At 40.6% G+C, this 17130-nt stretch carries 14 protein-coding genes; 9 read left to right on the top strand and 5 right to left on the bottom strand.

Annotation, left to right across the window (positions count from 1 at the left end; all coding sequences use genetic code 11):
- Positions 1 to 15 precede the first annotated feature (15 nt).
- Positions 16 to 972, top strand: a complete 957-nt coding sequence (gene ctlX, locus L0657_RS26135) for a citrulline utilization hydrolase CtlX (protein WP_235153736.1) — start codon at positions 16 to 18, stop codon at positions 970 to 972.
- Between the two features lie 61 nt (positions 973 to 1033).
- Here ctlX and L0657_RS26130 read toward each other — a convergent pair whose 3' ends face one another.
- Positions 1034 to 1492, bottom strand: coding sequence for a hypothetical protein (locus L0657_RS26130; protein WP_235153735.1), 459 nt, complete (start codon positions 1490 to 1492; stop codon positions 1034 to 1036).
- 283 nt (positions 1493 to 1775) lie between these two features.
- Between L0657_RS26130 and L0657_RS26125 the strand changes: the two genes are divergently transcribed.
- Both L0657_RS26125 and hemW read left to right on the top strand, forming a co-directional pair.
- Positions 1776 to 3842, top strand: coding sequence for a TonB-dependent receptor (locus tag L0657_RS26125; RefSeq protein ID WP_235153734.1), 2067 nt, complete (start codon positions 1776 to 1778; stop codon positions 3840 to 3842).
- Positions 3843 to 4023: 181 nt separating this feature from the next.
- Positions 4024 to 5148, top strand: a complete 1125-nt coding sequence (gene hemW, locus L0657_RS26120; RefSeq protein WP_235153733.1) for a radical SAM family heme chaperone HemW — start codon at positions 4024 to 4026, stop codon at positions 5146 to 5148.
- An 80-nt stretch (positions 5149 to 5228) separates the two neighbouring features.
- Here hemW and L0657_RS26115 read toward each other — a convergent pair whose 3' ends face one another.
- On the bottom strand, positions 5229 to 6683 hold the full coding sequence (locus L0657_RS26115) for a choice-of-anchor A family protein (protein WP_235153732.1): 1455 nt from the start codon (positions 6681 to 6683) through the stop codon (positions 5229 to 5231).
- Positions 6684 to 7069: 386 nt separating this feature from the next.
- Between L0657_RS26115 and L0657_RS26110 the strand changes: the two genes are divergently transcribed.
- Entirely contained in the window at positions 7070 to 7567 is a 498-nt protein-coding gene (locus L0657_RS26110; protein WP_235153731.1) for a DinB family protein, read from the top strand.
- A 66-nt stretch (positions 7568 to 7633) separates the two neighbouring features.
- Here the strand turns inward: L0657_RS26110 and L0657_RS26105 are convergent, their stop codons facing one another.
- Complete coding sequence (locus L0657_RS26105; protein ID WP_235153730.1) at positions 7634 to 8056, bottom strand: OsmC family protein; 423 nt, start codon at positions 8054 to 8056, stop codon at positions 7634 to 7636.
- A 251-nt stretch (positions 8057 to 8307) separates the two neighbouring features.
- Between L0657_RS26105 and L0657_RS26100 the strand changes: the two genes are divergently transcribed.
- The 3 genes from L0657_RS26100 (at position 8308) to dinB (ending at position 10663) form a co-directional block, all read left to right on the top strand.
- A complete protein-coding gene (locus L0657_RS26100; protein WP_235153729.1) occupies positions 8308 to 8838 on the top strand; it encodes a hypothetical protein in 531 nt (176 codons plus the stop codon).
- Between the two features lie 94 nt (positions 8839 to 8932).
- The gene (locus tag L0657_RS26095; protein ID WP_235153728.1) at positions 8933 to 9535 is read left to right on the top strand and encodes a DUF1684 domain-containing protein; all 603 of its coding nucleotides are present in this window, start codon (positions 8933 to 8935) and stop codon (positions 9533 to 9535) included.
- Positions 9536 to 9559: 24 nt separating this feature from the next.
- Positions 9560 to 10663: a DNA polymerase IV gene (gene dinB, locus L0657_RS26090; protein WP_235153727.1), complete on the top strand. Its 1104-nt coding sequence runs from the start codon at positions 9560 to 9562 to the stop codon at positions 10661 to 10663.
- Positions 10664 to 10788: 125 nt separating this feature from the next.
- Here dinB and L0657_RS26085 read toward each other — a convergent pair whose 3' ends face one another.
- On the bottom strand, positions 10789 to 12882 hold the full coding sequence (locus L0657_RS26085) for a M43 family zinc metalloprotease (protein ID WP_235153726.1): 2094 nt from the start codon (positions 12880 to 12882) through the stop codon (positions 10789 to 10791).
- Positions 12883 to 13156: 274 nt separating this feature from the next.
- Positions 13157 to 14086, bottom strand: coding sequence for an aldo/keto reductase (locus L0657_RS26080; protein ID WP_235153725.1), 930 nt, complete (start codon positions 14084 to 14086; stop codon positions 13157 to 13159).
- Positions 14087 to 14344: 258 nt separating this feature from the next.
- Here L0657_RS26080 and L0657_RS26075 point away from each other — a divergent pair, with 258 nt between their 5' ends.
- Together L0657_RS26075 and L0657_RS26070 are read left to right on the top strand one after the other, a co-directional pair.
- Positions 14345 to 16171: an ABC transporter ATP-binding protein gene (locus L0657_RS26075; protein ID WP_235153724.1), complete on the top strand. Its 1827-nt coding sequence runs from the start codon at positions 14345 to 14347 to the stop codon at positions 16169 to 16171.
- Positions 16172 to 17107: a glycosyltransferase family 2 protein gene (locus L0657_RS26070; RefSeq protein ID WP_235153723.1), complete on the top strand. Its 936-nt coding sequence runs from the start codon at positions 16172 to 16174 to the stop codon at positions 17105 to 17107.
- The last annotated feature ends 23 nt before the right edge of the window (positions 17108 to 17130 follow it).

The following is a 17130-nucleotide window of genomic DNA, read 5'->3' as shown; positions in this document are numbered from 1 at the left end:
GAATCAAATAATCTTATGCGTACGATATCAACCACTGCCCATATACAGCCGCAATCCACAGCCAGAATTATGATGATCCGGCCGGTTCAGTTTGGGTTTAATGCAGAAACTGCCGGAAGCAATGAATTCCAGCAGAAAGAACTGGCGGCACAGACGCATGACCTTGCTCAGGAAAAAGCCCGCGAAGAATTCGACCTGATGATTTCACAGCTTCAGCTGACAGGACTGGATCTTCATATCTTTGAAGACACGGACGATGTATACAAACCTGACGCCGTTTTTTCTAATAACTGGGTTTCTTTTCACCAGAGCGGAAAAGTAGTGCTCTATCCAATGATGGCAGAAAATCGTCGTGCGGAACGCCGCATGGATATCATCGAAACCCTGAAAAAAGATTTTTTGGTTGAGGAAATTATCGATCTTACCCATTTTGAAAAAGAAGGAAAGTTTTTAGAAGGTACCGGAAGTATGGTTTTGGACCGGCGGTATAAAATCGCTTACGCCTGCCTGTCGCCGCGTACGCATCCGGAAGTTCTGGATGCTTTTGCGGAAGCTATGGGATATGAACTAGTAACGTTTTCAGCTTCGGACGAAAATGATAAGCCGGTTTATCACACAAATGTACTGATGTGCGTGGGTGATATATTTGCGATTGTCTGTCTGGAAGCCATAAAAAATCCTGATGAAAGACAACTGGTCAGGGCTGCCCTTGAAGAAACGAACAAATACATTGTTGAAATTTCATTGGAGCAGGTAAGACATTTTGCAGGCAATATGCTGATGGTCAGAAATCTGAAAGGAAATAAATTTTTGATGATGTCTACACAGGCGTTTGATTCACTCACTGAGATTCAGCGAAAATCTCTATTAGACTATGCCAGAATTATCCATACTGATCTATCCATTATTGAAGGATACGGCGGAGGTTCGGCGAGATGTATGATGACGGAAATTCATTTACCTCTTAGGTAATAAAAAAGAAAGCCCGGATAAACATTAAAATTATCCGGGCTTCACTTATTTGACGAATTGATTAGTCGTTAAGGTCAGCCTTAACTTTGTCAATTTTAGTTCTGGTTTCAGTTTTGAAATTATCCCATTTCGCGTCTGTTTCTGCTTGAAGTTTGTTAAGGGAAACTTTAAGTTCATCCTTTTCTTCCTGTAACTCCTTTTTACGAGCCTTCCATTTTTCCTTTTCTTTTTCCGTCGCTTTGTCCATTTTGGCGTCAGCGTCTTCAATTTTGTTATCGATTTTACTTATTGCCTCGTCGATATCAGTTTTTAATGCCTCCTTATCTTCATTCAACTTCGACTTGAAATCATCTCCTGCTTCTTTGGCATCTGCCTTCGTTTCATCGAGAGCTTCTTCTGTATCTTCCTTAGCTCCTTCAACAGTTTCTTCTGCTGAATCTTTCGTTTTCTCTGAACAACTGCTAAAAGTCAACATTCCTAGTGTAAGCATAGAAGCTACAAGCAAACTGATCTTTTTCATTTTTTTTGTGTTTAGATTAATAATTGTCAATCAAGTGAATAAATCATTATATACGTCAAAAATATCCTACCACACGTGTATACGTATTAAAGCAGCATCTTATTGGGGAATTAAGTACTCAGACCTTAGGCAATATCGCCGATCATCACCCAATTTGAAATTCATATTATCAAATACGTGGTAGCACAATTTTAGTCACAAAAAAGCTCCGCAGCGTAACACTGATTTGTTACTATCCTCTTTAATCAAGAGATTTGTCACATATTCCTATTCAAATAATAATATGATTCGATATTTATCTGTCTACTTTTTTTCTTTTCTAATAATATCTAAAACTTTTGGGCAAAATTCAGCAACTGTTGACACGATACAGCCAAAACAATTAGAAGAGATTACAATCAATGCCTTTGAAACCAAAACGAACCGGCTGGCTACAACCGCAACCGTAGGTTTGCTTACCCCCAAATCATTAGAAAGATTTTCTGCAACTACCTGGACCAACGCTGTAAATGCGATTGCCGGCGTTAGAATGGAAGAAAGATCTCCCGGCAGTTACAGATTTTCCGTACGCGGAAGTATGATCCGTTCGCCCTTTGGAATACGAAATGTTAAATTTTACTGGAATGGAATTCCCTTCACGGATGCAGGTGGAAATACACCTCTAAACTCGGTCGACTTTGGTGCAATCCAGAGTATGGAAGTCATTAAAGGGCCAGGAAGCAGTCTTTACGGTGCCGGAACCGGCGGTGTTGTTTTAATGCAAAGCCGCACCGATAATCCTGCGCTAAACCGTATTGAGCAAAGTGTTGGTTATGGGAAATATGGCTTCCAGAGTAGAAGCACGACTTTGCAGGTCGGTGATATTTCCATTCAGTACGGACATCAGGAACAAGACGGATATCGTAAGCAAAGCGCCATGAAACGTGATGCGATCCGATTTACATCAACCTCAAAAATTGGCGAGAAAGGCACTTTGTCCCTACTTGGAATGTATTCAGATTTATCCTATCAAACGCCGGGTGGAATTACGCTTGCACAGTATCAGGCGGATCCGACACAGGCGAGACAATCTACCGCGACGGTTCCCGGAAGTGAGGCGCAAAACGCTTCTATTTATACGAAATTCGCACTTTTGGGTGGAAATTATTCTCTCGCACTTTCTGATAACTGGACGCAAAGCACGGCGCTGTATTTAACTGTAAACGATTTTGCCAATCCATTTATCAGTAACTATGAGAAAAGAGACGAGCAGGGCATCGGTGGAAGAAATATCTGGAAAAATATATCGCAGATCGGCGATATAAAGACCAACTGGACGTCAGGTTTTGAATGGCAATATGGCCGTTCAGCGCAAAGAAACTATGATAATCTTGGCGGAACGCCTGGCAAACAGCAAACGGTGGAAGATGTTCGCACCACGAATCTAACGGCATTCAGCCAGCTTGAAGCCGTCTTATTTTCAGATCTGACAGCTACGGTTGGTCTAAGTTATAATACATCAAAATATAAATACGAACGGTTTTTCGTGCTTCCGTACAGCAAAGAGCAGAGAACTTTCGACGGAATATTTGTTCCCAGATTTGCCCTTAATAAGATAATCGCGAAAACCTGGGCCGTTACCGCATCATATAGCAGCGGCTTTTCCCCTCCTACCTTGCAAGAAGTCCGCCCTTCTGCCGGCGGGTTTAGGAAAGACCTGGAAGCAGAACGCGGTATGAATACGGAAGTGGGAATTCGCAAGATTACTGAACATTTTACGGCAGAAATCAGCGCTTATCATTTTGGTTTGAAGGAAACGATTGTAAGAAGAAGTGATGAAGCGGGTTCTGAGTTTTTCGTAAATGCAGGAAAGACCAAACAATTGGGACTTGAATGGAATTTGGGCTACGACTTAGTTTCGAATCCTAAAATTCCTGTTGCTCTACGTATCTGGAATTCCGGTACTTATACCAAATATACCTATGAAAATTACCAGCAGGCAGATGTCGATCTGACCGGGAAAATTATTCCGGGCATTCCGCGCTTCATTCAAACGACCGGTATCGATGCAATTTTCAGGTATGGTCTTTCGCTTTTCGCAACGTATCAGCATGGAACTTCCCTCTTCCTGAATGACGCAAATACTTTGAAAAATACACCTTACCACCAATTTACGGCACGCGTTGCCTGGAAAAAAAGCTGGGGACAACATCTTTACAGCGAACTTTCTGCGTCTGCCGAAAAAGTTAATGCCGGAATTTACAGCCTTGGTTACGACCTGAACGCTTTCGGAAATCGCTACTATAATTCCGCTCCAAAAAATAATCTTTGGGCAGGCGTTAAGGTTGGCTGGGAATGGGGGAAGAAATAATTATCAATTGTCAATTGTTAAGGGTTAATGATGGAAATTTGTTATATCACTGACCATTCACACGTTTTGACAAGAGATGTTGTGAACTTTTGGGACTCTATTCGTTGTAATACAAATCTTAAACTTCAATCAAGCAGATTAACGCAAACCCATTAATCCTTAACAATTAACAATTAAAAAATTGCATCTCTACATCCATATCCCCTTTTGCAGACAGGCTTGCCATTATTGTGATTTTCATTTTAGCACAAATACAAAAAATAAGCGGGCTATTGTTGAAGCCATAGCAAAGGAGATTGTTTTAAGGAAAGATTATCTTGATTCAAACAATATAGAAACCATTTATTTTGGCGGAGGTACACCTTCTCTCCTGGACACCTCGGAGCTGGACTTATTGTTGAATACGATCTACTCCAATTTTACAGTAAACCCTACTGCCGAAATTACATTGGAGGCCAACCCTGATGATCTTGATCCGCAAAAACTCGTTCAGCTAAAAAACGCAGGGATCAATCGGTTAAGCATAGGTATACAATCTTTTCACGAACCGCATCTGAAATTCCTCAACAGGGTTCACGACGCTTACGAAGCTGGAAGTTGCGTCAAAATTGCTCAGGACGCGGGCATTAACAATATTTCCATTGATTTGATTTATGCCATACCGGCGCCGGATCATTCCATTTTGAACTTGGATATGCAGAAAGCATTTGATCTGGATGTTTCCCATATTTCAGCTTACTGCCTCACGATTGAGCCGCAGACTGCTTTTGGAAGCTGGCTTAAAAAGAAGAAAATCAAACCTATTGATGAAGAATTTGCTGCACAGCAATTCGAAATACTCATCGCCGGACTTTCTGAAAAAGGATATGAGCAATATGAAATCTCCAATTTTGCGAGAAATGCACAGTATAGCAACCACAACAGCGCATATTGGAAACAGCGCCCATATCTTGGTGTCGGGCCGAGCGCGCACTCCTACAACCGGGTGAGTCGCGAGTATAACATTTCCAACAACGCCCAATACCTTTCTGCAATTCAGCAGAATACTATTCCTTCGACCATTGAAATTCTTTCCGCTGCTGATCAAACCAATGAATATCTGTTGACTGGATTGCGTACGAAATGGGGATGTGAACTGTCGACATTAGAGCAACTATCCGGTTATCAATTTCAAGAGCGAAACCGTGCGGAAATTTCCGAGATGGCTCAAAAGGGTTGGCTGTATACTGACAACGGAACAATTTTACTTACCCGGGCCGGCAAATTGTTTGCCGACCGTCTAGCAAGTGAATTGTTTATTGATTGACACAAAACAATAAAAGGGCACAATCGAAAATCATGCGCCCTTTTTGTTGATTAAATGTGGTCAGATCAGTCAGTTATCTTTTATTGCTTCACAACTTTCGTAGTGCTGACCATTCCGTCTGACTGATTTACCTGAATGACGTAAATACCAGCCCGGACTTTGGACATATCAACTTTGTCTGCTGAAATCGGCATCGCCACTTTTTGGCCCGCCGCGTTGATCAGATAAATTCCGCTTACCTGTTTCCTGTCCTGAGTTTCAATGGTAAGATCGTTTACAACGGGGTTCGGAAAAATTGTTACAGTCGGTGTAACGTTCATGAAAACGTTCTGAAAGCGACTTAATGCAAATGTCGCATCCCGATCAATCATTTTTAAGCGATAATAATTTTGGCCATTTACAGGACTTGCGTCAACAAATTGGTAACGTACTAAATTCTTGCTTTCACCCGTTGAAGTTACCGTACCTGCCAGACTCCAATCCTTGGCATTAACACTACGCTGTATCTCAAAACGATCACTGTTCGTTTCCAGCGTTGTTTCCCAATTCAAAACCACCTGAGTTCCCTCTTTTCCAACAGTGAACGAAGTCAGCGTTACGGGAAGCGGTGTTACAGTTGGCATAGCGAAAGTTGAGCAATAATTATGGAATTCAAAACCATTGTCCTGTGTGACATTACCTCCGATTATAGCCTGCCCGTTAATATTCCCACCACTTCCTGCGAGATTTGCGAGAGGCGCAAGTAATTGCCCCTGTAAGGCAAAACTCTTTAAAGAAATATTGGTCGCGACGGGAAAATTAAACAACGTCTTTTCTGTTTGTCCTCCATTGATTGATCCTCCATCTACAACCACATTTTTATTAGTTACGTTAATTAAAACAGCAGAATTAGCCGGAACATTTATGTTGATACCGAAGGGCTTATCCTCCGGCAATGTTACTGAAAAAATATTAAGACTCGTACTGGTGCCGACAAGATCAATGGTTACAAAACTATAAGGCGCATAAGTCACGTTTCCATTCGAAGTGAGATTTGAAAGGCTGACAGACAGATCTGTAAAGTACGTTTTCAAATTATTATAGGCCAGCAGATCCGTGATTCCAGGTCCTTTATTTGTTCCCGTACCCGCCGGATGCGTTGGATTCTGCGTATTTACACCTGTTTCATTGTATACAAAGTTCCCGGTCATCCCCCAGTTGTTCGCGTTTGTGAATTTTCCATTAACGATGAAATTGTCAGTGTTTGGCGTTGCATCCCGTCCACCACCAGAACCAACACTATAACTGCCAGGAGCAGTAAAATCGCCGGCGACAACAAGTCGACCTTCGCTGTCACCTCCGGTGGCAACCAAATTGCCGAAAATTATGGCATTGAAATTTCCATTTCCTACCAACGCATCGCTGAGATAGGTCTCAGGAACTGTGAGCACAGTGTTCCCATTGCATTGTGCGAAAGCGACATTTGAAGATAAAAAGAAAACACTGATGACTGCTAAACTAAAAAAGCTTGCGATTTTTTTTGAACACGATTTCATAGAGTCTGGGTTTAATAATAATTGAATTATTTGAATCTTGTAGAAAATGTTTAATGTTACTGTCTAGTAGTTTTACCCTTCTGACTCAACGTTGGAAACATATTCTACAAAACAATAACTACCTATTTTACAGACAGTTAATAGATTCAAATATATATGAAACTCAGGAAACAATTATGGTTTTTTATTATAATAATGACGTTAATTTGACAATACATTAACTATGTAGTATTGCACTTTACATATAATACTACAAGATTAAACCTCGATGTAGATTACGATTGACAAACTCCTGAATTAGAGTTTAGGAAAAAAAATTAAGCCCAACTGACATAGGGTTGTCACTAGCCGCTATTTGATTTGCAGCATCACTAAACAGAAAAGTAATGGAAATGATATCGGTTTTTCTAAAAGAGTTGGAACAGGAATCAGTAACGACGCGCAAAATGTTGGAACGCGTACCAACAGATAAATTTGACTGGCAACCGCATTCTAAAAGCATGACGATCCAACAGTTAACAACACATATTGCGGAATTACCCACATGGATATCTTTGGTCCTCAACACCGATGAACTTGACTTTGCAAGCAGTCCATACAATCCTCAGGATATTAAGGACACTCCTGCATTATTGGAATTCTTTGAAAAATCATTGACCGAAGGCAAGAACGCGCTTGAAGCTGCAAATGAAAAACAGCTTGATGATATCTGGGTGTTAAGAAACGGAGAAATGATTTTAAGTAAAACCTCCAAATCGGAATTTATCAGGATCACTTTTAGCCAGGTGGTTCATCACCGGGCACAGCTGGGTGTTTACCTGAGACTTCTGGATATTCCCATTCCGGGAAGTTACGGCCCGAGTGCGGACGAGCAGAAGTTTTAAAGAACTTGGCTAAAAAAATGGGGCAGAGAAATTTTTTCTCAGCCCCATTTTTATTTTCTATTGGTATTAGGAAATAAATTCAATCTCTAAAGTTTTCTCCGCATTCAAAACTTTTGAAACAGGACATTTTTCTTTGGCCGCGTGCGCAATTTCATCAAATTGTTCAGCCGTGATACCCGGAACTTTACCTTTCAGTATCAATGCACTTTTAGTAATTGCGCCTTGCGAAGGATCAAGAGTAATGGTAGCAGAAACATTCAGTTCGTCAGCTGTAAAACCTGCTTCATTCAAAAGAAAGCTCAATTGCATGGCAAAACATCCCGCATGAGCAGCCGCGATCAGCTCCTCAGGATTTGTTCCAACGCCATCAGCAAAACGTGTATTGAAAGAATATTGTGTATTTTCAAGGACAGTACTTTGAGTACTCATTACCCCGGTACCTTCTTTTCCTGTACCTTTCCAAACGGCATTTGCTCTACGGTTGATCATATCCTTCTTATTTTTTGGATAAATAATTGTTTTGATATTACAAGTCAGAAAAATACTATCTTACTCTATTCATTGCAAATTAATTATTTGTTAATCAACAGCCGTATTTTCGTCCTCAACTACCCAACTGATACCGCGCAAGACTAGTTTCATTTTGTCAATGAAAAGTTAATGGCCCGAAATTATTAGGGCAATTAAAAAACATAACATACGTTTGTTACCAGTAAAATTCACTTAGCCAATTTAAACTCATGATGAAAAAACTCATTCCCCTGTTGTTAGTAATTTCAGTGCTTTTTGCAGGATGTAAAGGAGATGATGGTGCACCCGGTGCCGATGGTGTCAATGTTGTCGGTACTACCTTTGAAGCCGAAAATATCAATTTCACAGCAGCGAATTTATATACCTACACGATCAGGTTTGCTGATGTCCCAAATCTTCAGGTAGTGGAATCTGATGCGGTTCTAGTCTACATTCTTTGGGACGTAAACGGCTCTGCGCCGATCTGGCGATTATTACCACAGGCGATTACGACCTCAGTAAGGTATAATTTTGATTATACGCCGACAGATTTCAGTGTATTTATTGATGCAGATGATCCAAATTACAACAAAGGTTCATTGAACAGCGCAACCTTAGAAGATCAAACTATCCGTGTTGTGGTCATCCCTTCTGATTTCAATACCAGAAAAAGCGGTTCTGTGGATGTGAATAATTACGAAGCGGTAAAAAATTACTATAATATCGACGAAAGTAAAATAATCAAGATTAAAGCGAAATAAATATTCAGACATCTGTTGAACGACAGGTGGAACAGTATTGACAATATCACAAAAATCCGGTAATTTTTGCCGGATTTATTTTTTTGAATACAATATGAAAAGCTTGCTCAACCTAACGATTCTTCTTTTACTCTGTACCAACGTTATCGCACAGAATTTCAATGAGGAAACTGAAAATTTCAGAAATCACTACAAAGAAGATTTTTTAAAATCGAAAAATTCTCCGTTAAAGAAAGACGATCTGTCATACCTCCGCTTTTTTGAGCCCGATTCGACTTATCGTGTGACTGCTGTTTTCAAAAAAATTGAGAAAAGCCGGCCTTTTGAAATGCCGACTTACAGTGATACCAACAAAACGTATGTAAAATATGGTGAACTGAAATTCCGACTTCATGGTAAAAAGCAATCACTCACCGTCTATCGCAGTTTAAGTCTGCAATCACTTCCGCAATACCGAGATTATTTGTTTTTACCTTTTAAAGACAAAACGAACGGCGTTGAATCTTATGGCGGTGGGCGTTATATTGATCTGAGAACCGGAGATATTAAGGAAAACGTCGTTATCCTAGATTTTAACAAAGCCTATAATCCATACTGCGCATACAGCGACGGTTACCACTGCCCCATTCCTCCTGCTGCTAATCACCTTTCTGCCAAAATTGAGGCCGGAGAGAAAAATTTTGGTAAAGAACATTAAGATCCTTTTTTTGGTTTTAGAGTAATGTCGGATACGCCAAAACCTTCCCATCGCAAAATCATCCATATTGATATGGACGCATTTTACGCGTCGGTTGAGCAGCGTGATTTTCCACAGTATCAGGGTAAACCTCTGGCAGTTGGAGGCTCCCCAACCGGCCGCGGTGTGGTGGCAACGGCGAGTTATGAAGCAAGAAAATTTGGTGTCCGTTCGGCAATGTCGTCCCGCCGGGCAATTCAGTTATGCCCCAACATTATCTTTGTTTATCCAAGATTTGAAGCCTACAAATCAGTTTCACGAAGTATCCGGGAAATATTTGAGCGTTATACGGATATCATCGAGCCGCTTTCCCTGGACGAAGCATTTCTGGATGTTACGAATGATAAACAGAATATCGGATCGGCGCTGGAAATCGCGCAGCAGATAAAAAAAGCTATCAAAGATGAATTAAATCTTACCGCTTCAGCCGGTGTTTCGACAAATAAATTTGTAGCGAAAATTGCTTCTGATATCAACAAACCTGATGGACTGACTTTCATTGGCCCTTCAAAGATTGAATCTTTTATCAACAATCTTCCGGTAGAAAGATTTTTTGGCGTTGGCAAAGTGACGGCGCAAAAAATGAACAGTATGCAATTGTTTACAGGTGCGGATCTGCGAAAATTACCGGAAATAGAACTCGTTAAACATTTCGGAAAATCTGGGTATTTTTACTATAAAATTGTCCGGGGAATTGATGAGCGGGAGGTACAGCCGCACCGGGAAACCAAATCTTTGGGAGCCGAAGACACATTTACTTATGATCTGGTTACGGTCGAAGAAATGCACAAGGAACTTGATCTGATTGCGGAGACCGTTTTCAATCGCTTGCAGAAAAAACAACTGAAAGGACGAACTATCACTTTGAAAATCAAGTATAACGATTTTACCCAAATCACAAGAAATCATTCATACCCTCATCCGGTCGGCGATTTTGAAACTATTTTCAATACGGCCAAACAGCTTCTGGAAAAAGTGGACAGGGAAGAAAAACCCGTTAGATTACTCGGAATTTCACTTTCCAATTTTGGAGAACCAGAGATAAAACCAAGAAAACCGCGCGATCCTGAACAGTTGGAATTATTCTGATCTTGATTCAAATAAAAAACGCTTCACTGACGAAAAGCCAGATAAAGCGTTTTAACATTTTCCGATTTCAAAATATTTCTCACAGCCAATAACTGACTGCCGATAGCCGACCGCCGATAGCCAATTTAATATTTTACAATTTTCTTCGTCAGTGTTTTATCATCAAATACAGCTTTAACGATATACATCCCAGCCGCATAATTTTGCAGGTTAAAGTTGAAAATATTTGTATCAACTTCTCCCTCTGGCAGCGTAAGCAGTGCTACTTCCTGCCCGCTGATATTATAAATCTGAATCGATCTCAACCCTGTTGGATGTGGGTAAAACTGAACCGATATCTCACCACTTGTTGGATTCGGGGTAACTAAAAATCCTGCCTCTTTCAAATTTGGATTAACAGTGACCGTACGGATATTAATATCGTCGAGATATACATCATTTTCGTTCCCATTAATATTCTGGAAAGCAATCAGAACATTTCCCTGGCTGATAAAATCACTGATATCAAGCTCCTCCCTTCTCCATTCCTCGGCAGAAGGAGTAAAAGCAATCCGGGTGGCAGCCGTTCTTGTCACCAGATTTGGCCCCCATTTTTTATAAATACTTGTATAACTAAGCCCGCAATCTGTACTTACCAAAACCTGTAAGGTATCCCATGCGCTGGTGCTAAAATTGGTTGAATTGGTATAAGTTGCCGCAGCTACCTGAAAAGAAACAAAGGCGGAATCGACGCCGGAAATATTAACCGTTGGCGTCCTCAAATAATCTTTTTGGCCGATCGACAAGTAATCAAAATTTCTCATTCGCGCCGCACCATTCCCTGTTTTTGCAGCAACATTTGTTTTCTCCCAGGTTTGACCACCATCCGGATTCACAATATCCCAGGCCGTTGCCGGGAATGTTCCTTCAAAGCCTTCACTAACTGGCGGAATCGAAGGCAAATAATAAATAAAGTCGAAGCTTTGGGTATCATTGGAAGTATCTTCATCTGCCCCACCGTTTGGATTAACGGAGGTAACGGTCAATACGTGATTACCTTCTGTGGTTGTCATAGATGGCAGCGTTACAGATACTTCCCCATAACTTTTTAAAGAACCTGTCCAGCGATAACTGGTAACGGAACCATTATCAATACTAACGTTGATTGTCACAGAAGTCAAAATCTCACTTCCCCTGTTTCTTAAAATAACTGACGGAGTAAATGTATTGGCACAAAGTCGTTGATCTGGCTGGGTAATCTGCCTTATGGACGCATCTTTACGCTTCAAATCCAAAGGCAGACATCCTCTGGATTCGCTTAACAGCGAACGATATGTTGCATAAGCAGTTTCCATCCGCGCCACCTGTTCATTGGTGAACATGATCAGACAATTATCAGGCGAATAATCCATGAAATTCTGATACATAATTCCGGGAGACGCCGGACTACAATTGTCCGTCACCACGCCCGTACGGCAGGTTGTCGTACTGTTTCCCTGATTCGGCGTATCGCTTACGAAATCAGTTCCGTTACAAGCACCACGGTCATCACCCCAGATGTGGTATAAATTAAAATAATGACCGATTTCATGGGTAAGTGTTTTCCCTGCATTGAAGTTAGTTGCAGATCCTCCCGGAAGACTGTTATACGCAATTACAACGCCTTGCTCATCCTCGGCGCCATCGTTGGGGAATGTGGCATAACCGAGCGTTTCATTGTCCAGCGCGCAAACCCATATATTCAAATAACTGTTTGGATCCCAGGCATCGGCTCCTCCCATCGCAGGATGTTTCACAAAATTATTTGTAAAGTCGAAAGATGTTTGGGACGTATTATACCTGACAATTCCTGTGGTAGGTTCGTCCGAAGGTGTTCGTTGTGCAAGGCAAAACTGAATACCCGACTGACCAAAAAGCGACTGAAAATAGGAAGGAATTCTTGCAGAACCTGCATTTAAGCCCGCGTAATCCTTATTAATTGTATCAAGCTGGGCCATAATCTGTTGATCCGATACAGCCGACTGATTATTCATTACAATATGAAAGACGACAGGAACTGTTATCAACTCCGCAGTTTTTGAAGATTTTCGACTGGCTATCCTTTGCCTGACCATATCCTGAAACCGACTTTCCCGAGCGCTGAATCTAAGTTTCAAAGCAGGATTTGCTGAAAATTTCTGTTCAAGAAGTTCTATTGTCGCACACCTTTCCTGCGCTTCGGCAAAAAAATGAATCGTCAAAAAAGAAAAAAGAAAAAACAGTCTGGAAAAATATATCACATTAAAATACAATTTGTTCATTTCAGGGCGTAAATAAGTTTCGATTTTATCTCGTTCAGGTTTCTATTTTTACTGCAAGCCAGTTACCCAGTATTTACGAAAAAAAGACCCGGGTTGATGCAACAACCGAGTCATTTAATTATTCTTTAATACAAAAGAAGCCTGATTTCAAAGAGCGAACAGCTATGTAACCGGCATGGTAATTTTTACGTTCACGAGAAATCGAATTAATTCTTCAAAGGGATTCTACAAAATCGATCATCTTTTTCAGGCCAGCCTGATCCGGCAACTTCCCATAACCTGCCCGCATATTGTCAATAAGATGTTTTTCATCCGAAGTTCCGGGAATTACACAATTGACAGCAGTGTTTGCCAAAATATATTTGAGGAAAAACTGAGCCCAGCTATTGATATCATAATCCGCGACCCAAGCCGGCAAGGTTTTTCCTTTTACGAGTTTGAATAAATTACCGCTATCGAAAGGTTCATTGATTATAACGGCGACACCAGATTCTTTCGCTGCTTTCAAAAGGCTTTTCTCTGCGTTTCTGACTTTTATCGAATAATTAAACTGTACGAAATCTACAACTCCGGATTTTACAATCCGTTCAAGTTCGTCATGAGCAGAAGCGGTGTAATGCGTAATACCGATATACCGGATCTTCCCCTGCTCCTTCCAGTCTTTGAGGGTCTTGATATGAGTTTGCCAGTCCTGTAAGTTATGGATCTGCATCAGATCCATTTTCTGACGTTTCATCTTTTTAAAGGAGCTGTTCATCTGGTCGATACCAGCCTGTTTGCCGGTGGTCCAGACTTTCGTCGCGTAAAAAAATTTATCCGCCTCGCCGGACGCTGCTGTTAAATCGCCAATAACCTCTTCTGCTCGTCCATACATAGGCGAAGAATCAATTAATTTCCCGCCCTGTTTATTCATACTTTTTAAAACCTGAACCAATCCCTGGCTTTCATTTGCAGATTTTCCGACATCAAACTGTATCCAGGATCCCAGCCCGACAACCGGTAATTTTTCTTTCGAGGATGGAATTTCTCTTTGAAGCATAGTTTGTTGATTAATAGCCATCAACTCAGAAGAATTGAGTAAAGCAGCCGACGTTAAAGCCCCAATATGATTTAAAGCTTCTCGTCTGGACAAATGATTTTTCATATCTTTTTTATCTGGTGACATAAAAAAACCGATCCTCAAAATAATGATTTTAAAAGCCTGTTCCAACCTTTTAGCGGATTATGGGTCAAAGTACTATACGCAGTTCCAGGAAAAACACAAAAACCGGTGAGCATTTTAAAATTAAAAACTGATTTTTTGCGTTACATAATATCTTATCCCAACTAAACAAATAACGGATTCGCACCCGGATCTTTACAGAACGGCATAAAAACGTATCTTTGTGCCTTTATATAAAAAATGAAAACATACTTCCGATTATTATCCTTTGCCAGGCCGATTGAAAAATTCGCCATTCCATATGTAATGTTTACTGTTTTAGGTGTTATTTTCAGTACCCTTCAGTTAGCACTTCTTTCTCCATTGTTAAACACGTTGTTTATCAGTGGAGCGAGTAATGCAACCCCGCTCGAAGAGCCGAAAAGCTGGGTTGACATTACTGGTTATTTAAATTATTATTCTCAACAGATTAGTATTAATTACGGCCCATTTGATGCCTTAAAGTACGTTTGCGGAATTATTGTGTTAGCTGTTCTTTTAGGAAACGTTTTCCGATACTTTTCTCAGCGAATAATGGAAAACCTCCGCATTCACACATTGTTAAACCTTCGGAAAACGGTTTTTAATAATGTCATGAATCTTCATGTAGGATACTTCAACAACCAACGAAAAGGGGATATTATTGCAAAAATAGCATCAGATGTTGGCGCTGTTCAATTCTCCGTAACAGCCACTTTACAGGTCGTTTTCAAAGAACCTTTGCAGCTTCTTGCTTATGTGTTCATGCTTTTCTCAATTTCTTTTAAGCTCACCATATTCGCTATCCTTGTAATTCCTGTTTCGGCATTTATAATTTCGAAAATCGTAAAGCGATTAAAAGAACAGGCAGCTATGGCGCAACACATGTTTGGCCTAATGATCAGCTACTTGGATGAAGCTTTGTCCGGCATCAAGATCATAAAATCGTTCAACGCGACAGAAGCAATCAAAACTAAATTTGATTCGGAAAATGTACGTTATTCTGACTTAGGCCGTAAAATGGCGCGTAGGCAGCAACTTGGTGGGCCGGTTTCAGAAACTCTGGGAGTCGCCATGGTTGCAACTATTGTTCTTTATGGAGGGTCACTAATTCTGAATAATGAGTCAGATCTTACAGGACCTGCGTTTGTTTCTTATATCGCACTTTTTTCTCAGGTGATGCGCCCAGCAAAGGCATTGACGGAATCGTTCAGCAATATACATACAGGTATAGCAGCAGGAGAACGTGTTCTTGCATTGATTGATGAAAAACCAGAAATTACTGACGCTCCTGACGCCATTGCCCTCACCTCCTTCAATGAAGCAATTCGCCTGGAAAATCTGTCTTTCTCGTATTCAGAAAGACAAGTATTAAAATCGATTAATCTGACAATCCCGAAAGGAAAAACCATTGCTTTGGTTGGGCCTTCGGGAGGAGGAAAATCTACTTTGATGGATTTGATACCAAGGTTTATTGATGCAGAAAGTGGCCGCGTAACGATTGATAATGTTGATGTCAAAAAACTGAAAATGGAATCGTTGTGGTCCATGGTCGGTGTGGTGAACCAGGAATCGATGCTATTTAATGACACGATTTTTAACAACATTGCCTTTGGTATGCCGGATGCAACACAGCAGGAAGTGGAAAACGCTGCGAGGGTTGCCAACGCTCATGATTTTATTCTTAACACAGACAACGGTTATGAAAGTAATATCGGTGACCGTGGAATGAAACTTTCCGGTGGGCAGAAACAACGAATCTGTATTGCAAGAGCTGTTTTGAAAAACCCTCCGATTATGCTTTTGGATGAAGCAACATCGGCTTTGGATACTGAATCAGAGAAATTGGTGCAGGAAGCGCTTAATAACCTGATGAAAAACAGAACTTCGCTGGTAATAGCCCACAGGTTGAGTACAATCCAAAATGCGGATATGATTGTGGTTTTGGAGGACGGACAAATCATCGAAACCGGCACACATGCTCAGCTTATGGCAAGCCATGGTTTGTATAAAAAGCTGATCGATATGCAACAGTTTACGGAAGCATAAATGGATAGTCTGCCATTAATTTCTATTGCTTTATGTACGTACAATGGTGAAGAATTCCTTGAAGAACTCATGGATTCCTTGCTGGCCCAGACGTATAAAAATATTGAAATTATTGTTGTAGACGATTGCTCTTCGGATAAGACCATCGATATCATCAATGCTTATTGTAATCGATATCCGTTTATTCGACTTGTTCAAAATCCGGATAATTTAGGCTACAATAAAAACTTTGAGAAGGCTATGGGCCTTTGCTCCGGAGAATTTATTGCGCCATGTGACCAGGATGATATCTGGGATAAAGACAAAATCAAATTACAGGTCGAGGCGATTGGGCAAAATCTGATGATTTATCATGATTCGGAATTCATTGATTCTCATGGAAAATCCATGAATCTTAAAATTTCTGATAAGTTTAACTTTTACAGAGGAAATCACCCGGGACCATTTCTGTTCATGAATTGCGTTTCCGGGCATAGTATTCTGATGCAAAAATCAATGATAACTCATATTCTCCCGTTTCCGGTCGGCTTTCATTACGATCAATGGATCGCTTTTATTGCCACAAATATTGGATCAATTGATTTTATTGAAAAATCCCTGGTGAAATATCGGCAGCATCAGCATAACAGCACCGATCTGCTGGCGATAAGAACACCCAGAAAAAATAGCACGGAGAGAAAAATAGAGAAGCTGACTCAGGAAAGTGACTGGCTGAAAATTTGTATGGAGCAAAGTTCAAAACAAAATAGCAGCCTGATTACCAAGCTTTACCAACTAAGTTTAAAACGAAATTCCTCTCTGGCAAGTCCTGCTTATGGACTCGAAATCTGGAAACATCAGGACAAGCTTTTGTATTTAATGAAAAAGAATAAAGTCAGCCGGTTCTTTTTTACATTAAGAAAAATATGGGGAACAGGTATAAAACGTGTTTTTTAGTTGTGTAAATTAAATTCCCTTCC

Source organism: Dyadobacter sp. CY345 (genome assembly GCF_021502725.1).
In the GTDB taxonomy this organism is placed as follows: domain Bacteria; phylum Bacteroidota; class Bacteroidia; order Cytophagales; family Spirosomataceae; genus Dyadobacter.
Note: the sequence above shows the minus strand (reverse complement) of the source record. Positions and strands in the feature narration are given on the sequence as shown.